This window comes from uncultured Pelagibacterium sp., assembly GCF_963972885.1.
GTDB lineage: Bacteria > Pseudomonadota > Alphaproteobacteria > Rhizobiales > Devosiaceae > Pelagibacterium > Pelagibacterium nitratireducens.
Map to the genome: position 1 here is coordinate 1 of NZ_CAXAXY010000114.1, position 8,826 is coordinate 8,826.

Consider the following 8,826-nt stretch of genomic DNA (forward strand, 5'->3'; position numbering starts at 1 on the left):
GCCTCGTTGATGGCGGCGTCCTCGCCGGTGTCGAAATCGACGGCGGTGCGGTTGGACAGGGTTCCGAGGGCATCAATTGACATGAGCGGCGGCCTCCTTGCCGGCTGTGCGTCCGAAGACGGTTCCGATGGTCATGCCGAAACCGGCGAGATAGCCCTGCCCGAGGATCGAACCGGCCATGATTTCACCGGCGGCCCAGACATTGACGTAGCGGCCATTGGCGCCGCTGACGCGGGCGGTGTCATCGACCTTGAGGCCGAGATAAGTGAAGGTGACGCCGGGGCGGAGCGAATAGCCGTAATAGGGCGGTGTATCGAGCGGGCGGGCCCAATTGGTCTTGGCGGGCTCAAGGCCCTCGGTGGCCAGGCCATCGAGTTCGGTGGGGTGGAATTTGCCCGGACGGCAGGCGGCGTTGAATTCGGCGACCGTTTTTTCGACAGCCTCGACCGGCAGCTCCATTTTCTGGGCGAGTTCGGCGATGGAACCGGCCTTGATGGCCGGGAAGACCGAGGGCATGAACAGCTTCGAGCTCTTGGCATCGATCAGGGCGTAGGCGACCTGTTCGGGCTGGGCGGCGACCAAACGGCCCCAGATGGCATAGCGTTTGGGCCAGACGTCCTCGCCTTCGTTATAAAAACGCTGGCCGTCCTTGTTGACGACGACAGAAAACGGCACGCAATCGAGTCGGGTGACAATGCCGCCATCGTATTTGGGGGCGCGGCCATCGATGGCGACGGCGTGACACTGGGTGGGATCACCAACGCTTTGGGCGCCGGCGTCGAGCATATCCTTTAGCACTTCGCCGCGATTGTAGGGTGTGCCGCGAATGAGGAAGTTCCTGGCTGCAGGGCCCCAGGCACGGGCGAGCCATTCGAGATCGGCCTGAAAGCCGCCCGAGGCGAGGACCACCGCCCTGCCCGCGATTTCGAGGTCCTTGCCGTCGACGGTGACGCGCAGTGATTCGAAAATGTCGTTTTCGATGGTGATATGGGAAACCTTGGCCTCATAGAGGATGGTGACACCCAGATCGGCGGCCGTGTTGTAATAGGCGTTGACGAGGGCTTTGCCGCCGCCAAGGAAAAAGGCGTTGGTGCGAGAAAGCGAGAGCGTGCCCGAGAGCGAGGGCTGGAAGCGCACGCCGTGCTTTTCCATCCAGGGCAGGCAGGTCTCGGAAGTGCGGATGGCCATGCGCGCCAGATGCTCGTCGGTCTTGCCCTTGGTGACGAGCATCAGATCGTTGAAATATTCGTCTTCCTCATAGGCGTCGGTCAGAACGGACAGTGGGCCCTGATGCATACAGCGGAAGTTGCGGGTGTGGCGCGAATTGCCGCCGCGATAGGGTTTGGGGGCGCCTTCGAGCAGCAGAACGCGGGCGCCGGTTTCGGCTGCCTCGATCGAAGCGCAAAGCGCAGCATTGCCACCCCCGACCACGATCACGTCCCATAGTGTCTCGGTCAGCGTGGACTGTGAGGTAGCCTCGCCCATCGTCTATTCCTCCTCGTTCTGGATCGGTCGTTCACGAAACTGGCGCAGGCGCGAGCGATGCGCGGCGAGCATGTGCTCGCGCATTGCCGCTTCGGCTCCCGCTTCGTCGCGGTTGCGCATGGCGACGAGCAGATTGGCGTGCTCATCGATGGCCTGGGCGGCACGACCTGTTTCCTCCATCGTGGAGGGGCCGAGAATGAGCATGGTCTTTTGCAGCGCGCGCATGGAATGGCCAAGATAGCGGTTGCGGGCTGCATCGAAGATCACGCGATGAAACTGGCGATTGAGCTCGTAAAGGCGCGCTCCGTCGGTCTGGGCTTCACCCATCTCGAGGTTGATCACTTCCATTTCGGAAAGCTCAACGTCCGAGGCCGTGCGGGCTGCCAGGCGAGCGGCGGTTGTTTCGAGCACGACGCGCATTTCGTAGAGTTCGGTGACTTCTGAATAATCGAGCTTGCGGATGGCAGCCCCCGAACGCGGCACGTGATTGACGAGTCCGTCCGCCTCGAGGCGCCTGATAGCCTCGCGGACGGGCGTGCGCGAAATTCCCAACCGGCTGGCGAGTTCGGTTTCCAGCAAACGGTCGCCTGGCATGAGCGTGCCCGCGCGAATTTCCGCGACCAGGCGCTGATAGGCGTCCTGCCCCTGTGGAATCTCGATACGACGTTCGGATCTTGTCATTTCCGCTCCCTTGTATCCAATTGCATACAATGGGCTTGCGGCGGAATGCAAGCCCTAGACCTTTTCCGTACCATTGAAGCGGCACGGCGTTCCAAGCCTCACCTCGTCCCGCCAATAAATCGAAAAGAGCCTCCAACTTTCTCTGACGGCATTCCACCCTGCTCGTTGCCGGCTCGCGATGGCCCAATCGCAGCTGGGCAATTGTCAGTGATGGCCTGATTGGTAGGCAGTGGATGTCCGCTCATATTGCCGAACGCTCCCCAGGCCCGGACCGACGCTATCATGCATCAGATTTACTTCTACGCCCGCACATTGATTATCGGCGCCCTTGGCGGCCTTGTCGGATACCTGCTGAACTTTCCGCTTGGCTGGCTGGTGGGGGCGATGCTCTCGACGATTCCCTGCGCCATGATGGGCATTCGGGTGCCGACCCATTGGGGGCTCCGCTCGGTAATGATCGGCACCATCGGGTTGATGGCGGGGGCGGCCTTTACACCTTCCATCGTCAACCGCGCGGGTGAATGGGCGTTTTCGCTGGCAGGCGTCGCCGTGTACTGCGTGATCATTACGGCGATAGGACTGTTTATCTGCCTGAAGTTGGGCAAACTCGACCGCCCGACTGCCGCCTTTTCCGCGGCACCCGGTGGGCTTTCGGAAATTCTTGTGCTCGGGCCGGCTTACGGCGCCGACGTTCGGGCGCTCTCGCTGGTTCATGGAATGCGGCTTGCTGTGATTCTGATCATCGTTCCACTGGTCATCGTCTGGGTCGGGACCGGCAGTGGCCCCACAACAATGAACCGCACGATTGATTTCACATTATCCATACCATTCCGGGATTACGCGATCTTGGGAGCGTGTCTGGTGATCGGAATCATCGGAGGGCGCAAGATCAGACTGCCCGGCGCGCATCTCACGGGCCCACTGATTCTATCGGGTATAGTCCATTATTTCGGGTTCACGGCGAGCAGCCCGCCGCAATTGTTCGTCATTGTGGCGCAGGTCGTAATCGGCACGTCGGTGGCGCAGTTCTTTTCCAACACCACGATCCGCCAGGTTTTGGCGGGATTGATGGTCGGCGGCGGCCTGACCGTCGTCAATCTTTGCATAGCTTCTATTTTCGCGCTCGCCTTCCAGACCTGGCTGGACATTCCATTTGCCGCCGGGCTGTTGGCGCTGGTGCCAGGCGGATTGCCGGAAATGAGCCTGATTTCAATTGCGCTGGGGCTCGATGCAGCCTTTGTCAGCCTGCACCACCTGTTCCGCGTGGTGATGGTTTTGATGTTTCTGCCCATTCTGGTTCCGCTGTGGATTCCCAAACCCGAGCGGGCGGCTCAACCCCACTAGGCGAAACACGCATTTCGCCTTGCCGTGGTGCGATAGCCCCTGTCACCAAAGGGCGATGGCGGTAGACAGTTGCGCGGCCTATCTCTTGACAGCAAGTCTCACCAGGGAGAGATGCCATGAAGATGCCAACCAAGGTCAGGGCCGCGATGTGGGCCATCGGAGAACAGATGGATCGCATCAGGCTCTACCAGAGCTTCGTGCTCCACAACGACATTCACACGCTGTCGCCCTCCGCCCGCCGTCGTCTGGGGCTGAGCGAATAGATTTTTTGCACCAGACCAAAGGCTTGGTCGAAAGTGAGGGGAAATTGCTATAGTGAGCCAAACCGAAAACCGGGACTGGTTCATGCAGCATTTCGACCCCATTACGGCTCGCCTCGTCCTCGCGCTCGCGCGGGACGGATCCATCGCCAAAACGGCCGAACGCGAGAACATCGCGCCTTCGGCCGTCAGCCGTCGTATCGCCGATCTCGAGGCCCGTATGGGAATTGTTCTGTTTGACCGGTCTGCCAGCGGGGTGTCTCTAACCTCAGCAGGCACGCGCTATGCTGAAGGTTGCCGGCGGATTTTCCGCGAGATCAGCGACCTACACACGGCCATGAGCGGCTTTGCCTCGGGAGATGCCGGACAGTTGCGCATTGCTTCGTCGAGCTCAGCCCTGTCGGGGCGCTTGCCCGAACTGCTGGCGAGCTACGCAAAGAAGCACCCGGGCGTGCGGCTCGATATCCGTGAAATGGCGGGGCGGGCCACCTTGACGGCACTGGAGGATGCGCAGGTCGATCTGGCGATCTTTGCCGACAATTACGACTATTCGGCGTTCGACGCCGAGGTGTTCGAGGATGACGATGTGGGTGTTATCGCCTCGCCCGATCATCCTCTTGCAAATCAAATTCTTGCAGGTGGCCCCATAAGTTTCGATATGGCGATGAGCCATGAGGTCGTCGGGGTGCACCATATGGGCGCGCTCGATCGGCTTATCAACGAGGCGGCGCGCAAGGCTGGTCACACGTTGGGAGCCAGAGTCAGCGTGGAGAGCTTCCCATCGCTTGTACGCATGGTCGAGGCGGGATTCGGGATCGGGTTTTTGCGCAACACGTCCATTCATCTTCTGGCTGGCACCGACCTGGTGCACGCTCCGTTGGCCGAGAATTGGGCAGTGCGCAAGCTGATGATCGCCCGGCGCCCGCGTATGGCGATCGCCGCATCGGTGACCAGTTTTCTCGAGCTGGCACGCGCCGGATACCGGCACGAGAGCTGAAACAAACGGGCGGCAATCCTGCCTGCCTGTATTACAAATAGCGTGTCCGGAAGTCGGACCACATAGAGGAGGCGCAAAATGAATTCAGCGGCCCCTGCCCGCACCGTCGATGCGCAAAAGCTTCAGACGCTCGTTACGGACATTTTCAACGCTGCGGGCGTGCCAACCCCAAACGCGGCGCGTATTGCAGAATGTCTGGTGCTTGCCGACCTGCGGGGTGTCGCTTCGCACGGCGTGTCTCTGCTTTCCATCTATCTTGAGCGCATCCGACGCGGCATGGTGGAGCGCGTTCCCGAATTTGCGATGAGTGAGCCCAGCCCCGTCGCGGCGTTGCTCGATGGCGGCAATGGGTTCGGATTTCTCGCTGCGACCAAAGCCATGACCATGGCAACCGAGCGGGCCGAGCAATTCGGGATCGGCATGGTGGGGGTCAAGAATTCCAACCATTTCGGCATGGCGGCCTGCTATCTGCTGCAGGCGGTCGATGCCGGATTTGCGGCACTGGTTTTCACCAACGCCTCGCCGGCCATGCCGGTATGGGGCGGGCGCGAGCCGCTCTTGGGAACTAGCCCGTTCGCGTTCGGAGCGCCAGGCAATCCACCGATCATTCTGGACATGGCCACATCGGTGGTGGCGCGGGGCAAGATACGCCGCGCTGCGGCAGCTGGGGAACCGATCCCCGAAGGCTGGGCGCTGGACAAGGACGGCAACCCAACAACCGACGCGCAGGCGGGCTATGACGGGCTGATCCTGCCGTTGGGCGGGCCGAAGGGTTCGGGGTTGTCGCTGATGATGGAAGTCATGGCCGGCGTGATGACCGGGGCTGCATTCGGGGGCGAAGTGCGCAACCAGTATGAGAGATTCGATGCGCCGCAGAATGTCGGGCACATGATGGTAGCGTTCAAGCCGGGGATTTTCATGGGGGAGGATTATCGCGAGCGAATGGGCGAACTGGTTTCGCGAGCCAAGGGCTCGACGCCGGTTTATTCCGATCAGCCCGTGCTGATGCCCGGTGAACCCGAAGCCTTACGGGCCGAAGAGCGGCGGCGGAACGGGATTTTGCTTGGAGGAGCCGATCTTGAGATGATCGCAAGCGAAGCGCGCTCTGTTGGCGTCGACGCGTCGGCTTACATTTAGGGGATATTCGATGACACTGAGAGTTGCCGTCCTCGACGATTATCAGAACGTGGCGCTCGGCCTGGCGGACTGGAGCAAGCTGGGACCGGATGTCGCCATTGAGGTATTCGACAGAAATCTCGGCAGCGAAGACGAAGCTGCAAAAGTGCTTTCCGGGTTCGATGTGGTCTGCCTGATGCGCGAGCGCATGGCTCTGCCAGCCTCGCTGATCGAAAGATTGCCCGATTTAAAATTGGTCAACGTGACGGGTGCTCGGGTGCGGGTGATTGATTTCGATGCAGCAGTCGCCAGGGGCATCACTGTCTGCCACACCTATGCAGGGGATTCAAAAAATGCCACGCCGGAAATGGCGTGGGGTCTCATTCTGGCAAGCGCCCGACATCTGGCTGAGGAGCATCAGCGTGTACGTGACGGCGGATGGCAGGCGAGCATAGGAACCAAGCTGGGCGGCAAGACGCTAGGGCTGGTTGGGCTGGGCAAGCTGGGCAGCCGGATGGCGCAGATCGCCAAAGCATTCGAAATGGATGTGATTGCCTGGAGCCAAAATCTGACTGAAGAGCGCGCTGCGGAGTGCGGTGCAAGGAAGGTGGATAAAGAAACGCTGTTTCGCAACGCCGATGTCGTCAGCCTGCACCTTATTCTTTCGGACCGATCCCGCCAGATCGTGGGGCAGAACGAGATCGGGCTGATGAAGAAGGACGCTATTCTCGTGAACACGTCTCGCGGCCCACTGATCGATGAGGCCGCCCTTCTCGATGCCCTGAACGCCGGAAGCATCAGGGCCGGGCTGGACGTCTATGATATCGAGCCCCTGCCGGCAAACCATCCGCTGCGCAACGCTCCCAATGTGACGCTGAGCCCGCATCTGGGCTATGTAACGCAAGAGACCTATGAATTTTTCCACCGCGACATCGTGGACAACATCATTGCCTGGCGGGAGGGCGCGCCGGTGCGGGTTCTTGCAGCGCCGGAAAATCCATAAGAGGAGACTTATACAATGAACATAAGGAAGACCGCCGATCTGGTTGACGGATATGATGAAAAGCTGACTTTTTGTGATTATCCGCTGACCAAGTTCGGGCGGGCCGACGGTTTCGAGGGTGAGATCGTGACGCTCAAGACTTTTGAAGACAATGCGCTGCTGCGTGAAATTCTCGAACAGCCGGGCAAAGGACGGGTGCTGGTAGTCGATGGTGGCGGGTCGACCCGGGTGGCGATCGTTGGAGACCAGATCGCAGCGCTAGGACTGAACAATGGCTGGGCCGGGCTGGTCCTCAACGGATCGATCCGCGACAGCGTCGATATCGACGCCATGGATTACGCCGTGTTCGCCGTTGGAACTTCGCCGAAAAAATCGACAAAAACGCGGGCCGGGTTTAGGGACGTGCCGGTGAGGTTCGGGGACATGACTTTTACGCCCGGGCATTATCTTTATGCCGATGCGGATGGAATACTGGTTTCTGAAAAGCCAGTGGAATGAGGTGCAAATGGCTGCCGAGGCAGCCATTTTCATATCCAGTCAGGCATATGGCTCCCCAAAGGTGCCGGGGGCGCGGGCCAGCGCCAATCGGGCGATTGCAGGGGTGAACGCAAGGCTTCGATGGCACCGAAGGCGGTATCGTAGGGCACAAGATAGCCGCGCGAGCGCGCATCATCGATCGACGGGCGTGTAGAGGGGGCATCGACTTGAGGGCCGAGGTGGTCGTAGGTGTTCCACATCCAATGCGCCGTGCGGGCCAGCGACAGGCGGCCAGCCCAGCTGCCACTCTGCTCCATCCTCCGAATGAGGCCAACCATGCCTGCCAACGCACCAAGATAGCCGGTGAGATAATCTAGCGGCTGGCAGGGCAGGTTTTCGGGCGGGTTCTCGCCGTCCCAGCACATGCCGACAGTGGCCTGCACTAGGCTGTCATAGCCGCGGCGGGCGGCCCAGGGGCCGGAGCGAGAGAAAGCGTCGAGATCGATATGGACGAGGCCCGGGCGAAGGCGCGTCAGCATGGCCTTGTCATATCCCCTGCCAGGCAGTGAGCCCGGACGATAGGCATCAAGGAAGACGTCGCTTTCGGCGATGAGGGCTTCGAAGGTTGCGCGATCTTTGGGCGATGCAAGATCGAGCGTTGCAGACCGTTTGCCGAATCCTGTGTCGATGACGAGGGATTCGATGGAAGGCAGGCCGGGGCCCGAAACGAGAAGAACGTCGCCACCGAATTCGGCGATGGTGCGACCGGCCATGGGACCAGCGATGACGCGGGAGAGGTCGACCACGTGCAGGCCCGAGAGGGGTTGGCCGCCCGACGCGCTGGAACGCGGGGTGCCGTTATCGAGGCGTTCGAATTCGATCAGGGGAAGAGCTTTTATGGCGGTGTATTGAGCCTCTGCTTCCCATTCAGCGCGGGTGCGGACCGCGGCGATGCACAGACCGTTGGCGATGCCCAGCGCTTCGAGATCGAACGGATCACGCGTACGGACCGCCCGAGCGACATCATCGACGGTGGTAACGCCGAGCAGTTTGAGGACGCCATCACGCAGATGCGGGAAATTGCCATGCAGGAAAGCCCAGCGTCCGTTTGCGGCTTCATAAAAGCCGGTGAATGGATCGCGGAATTTTGCTGATTTTCCGTCAACGGTCAGATAGCTCGAACAGGCCATTGAGAGCCCGGCATGATACGTGCTGATGCTCACCGGGGCGGTCACGCCGTTGCGCAGTTCGTCAAGGCGCGACGCGGCAAGCCCAACGGCGGCCAGAGCGGCTACGGCGTTGGCGGTAATGGGCCACGACGTCGGGAGCGCGCTTCCATCATCGATGATTTCGAGGCGGTCGAGCGGGGCGTCGTCAAAGCCGATGCCCTTGATCTTTTTCAGCAGGGTCGAGCGCTCGGACGCCGAGGTTGCGGGGCCGACAATCACGCGCCAGAATTTCTT

The 8,826-nt window shown here is 60.8% G+C and carries 9 protein-coding genes; 6 read left to right on the forward strand and 3 right to left on the reverse strand.

The annotated features are described in order from the left end of the window. Positions 1-72: 72 nt before the first annotated feature. Entirely contained in the window at positions 73-1,485 is a 1,413-nt protein-coding gene (tcuA, locus tag AACZ55_RS14305; RefSeq protein WP_339647186.1) for an FAD-dependent tricarballylate dehydrogenase TcuA, read from the reverse strand. Positions 1,486-1,488: 3 nt separating this feature from the next. Continuing rightward, complete coding sequence (locus AACZ55_RS14310; protein ID WP_339647187.1) at positions 1,489-2,166, reverse strand: GntR family transcriptional regulator; 678 nt, start codon at positions 2,164-2,166, stop codon at positions 1,489-1,491. A gap of 282 nt (positions 2,167-2,448) precedes the next feature. Between AACZ55_RS14310 and AACZ55_RS14315 the strand changes: the two genes are divergently transcribed. The 6 genes from AACZ55_RS14315 to rraA all read left to right on the forward strand — a co-directional run bounded on the left by AACZ55_RS14315 (position 2,449) and on the right by rraA (position 7,384). Beyond that, positions 2,449-3,510, forward strand: coding sequence for an AbrB family transcriptional regulator (locus AACZ55_RS14315; protein WP_339647188.1), 1,062 nt, complete (start codon positions 2,449-2,451; stop codon positions 3,508-3,510). 116 nt (positions 3,511-3,626) lie between these two features. Beyond that, positions 3,627-3,773 (forward strand): hypothetical protein, encoded by a 147-nt coding sequence (locus AACZ55_RS14320; RefSeq protein ID WP_338606940.1) that lies wholly within the window; start codon positions 3,627-3,629, stop codon positions 3,771-3,773. 52 nt (positions 3,774-3,825) lie between these two features. Further along, the gene (locus tag AACZ55_RS14325) at positions 3,826-4,767 is read left to right on the forward strand and encodes a LysR family transcriptional regulator (protein ID WP_338606941.1); all 942 of its coding nucleotides are present in this window, start codon (positions 3,826-3,828) and stop codon (positions 4,765-4,767) included. Between the two features lie 78 nt (positions 4,768-4,845). Beyond that, complete coding sequence (locus AACZ55_RS14330; protein ID WP_339647189.1) at positions 4,846-5,904, forward strand: Ldh family oxidoreductase; 1,059 nt, start codon at positions 4,846-4,848, stop codon at positions 5,902-5,904. A gap of 10 nt (positions 5,905-5,914) precedes the next feature. Then, positions 5,915-6,886, forward strand: coding sequence for a D-2-hydroxyacid dehydrogenase family protein (locus AACZ55_RS14335; RefSeq protein ID WP_339647190.1), 972 nt, complete (start codon positions 5,915-5,917; stop codon positions 6,884-6,886). Positions 6,887-6,901: 15 nt separating this feature from the next. Beyond that, on the forward strand, positions 6,902-7,384 hold the full coding sequence (gene rraA, locus AACZ55_RS14340) for a ribonuclease E activity regulator RraA (protein WP_339647192.1): 483 nt from the start codon (positions 6,902-6,904) through the stop codon (positions 7,382-7,384). A 29-nt stretch (positions 7,385-7,413) separates the two neighbouring features. Here the strand turns inward: rraA and AACZ55_RS14345 are convergent. Then, the coding region (locus tag AACZ55_RS14345; protein ID WP_339647194.1) for a CoA transferase at positions 7,414-8,826 on the reverse strand (1,413 nt) is incomplete at its 5' end.

Excerpts from the sequence above, each read along its gene's own strand:
- tcuA (WP_339647186.1), bottom strand. The coding sequence starts at position 1,485 with ATGGGCGAGGCTACCTCACAGTCCACGCTGACCGAGACACTATGGGAC.
- AACZ55_RS14310 (WP_339647187.1), bottom strand. The coding sequence starts at position 2,166 with ATGACAAGATCCGAACGTCGTATCGAGATTCCACAGGGGCAGGACGCC.
- AACZ55_RS14315 (WP_339647188.1), top strand. The coding sequence starts at position 2,449 with ATGCATCAGATTTACTTCTACGCCCGCACATTGATTATCGGCGCCCTT.
- AACZ55_RS14320 (WP_338606940.1), top strand. The coding sequence starts at position 3,627 with ATGAAGATGCCAACCAAGGTCAGGGCCGCGATGTGGGCCATCGGAGAA.
- AACZ55_RS14330 (WP_339647189.1), top strand. The coding sequence starts at position 4,846 with ATGAATTCAGCGGCCCCTGCCCGCACCGTCGATGCGCAAAAGCTTCAG.
- AACZ55_RS14335 (WP_339647190.1), top strand. The coding sequence starts at position 5,915 with ATGACACTGAGAGTTGCCGTCCTCGACGATTATCAGAACGTGGCGCTC.
- rraA (WP_339647192.1), top strand. The coding sequence starts at position 6,902 with ATGAACATAAGGAAGACCGCCGATCTGGTTGACGGATATGATGAAAAG.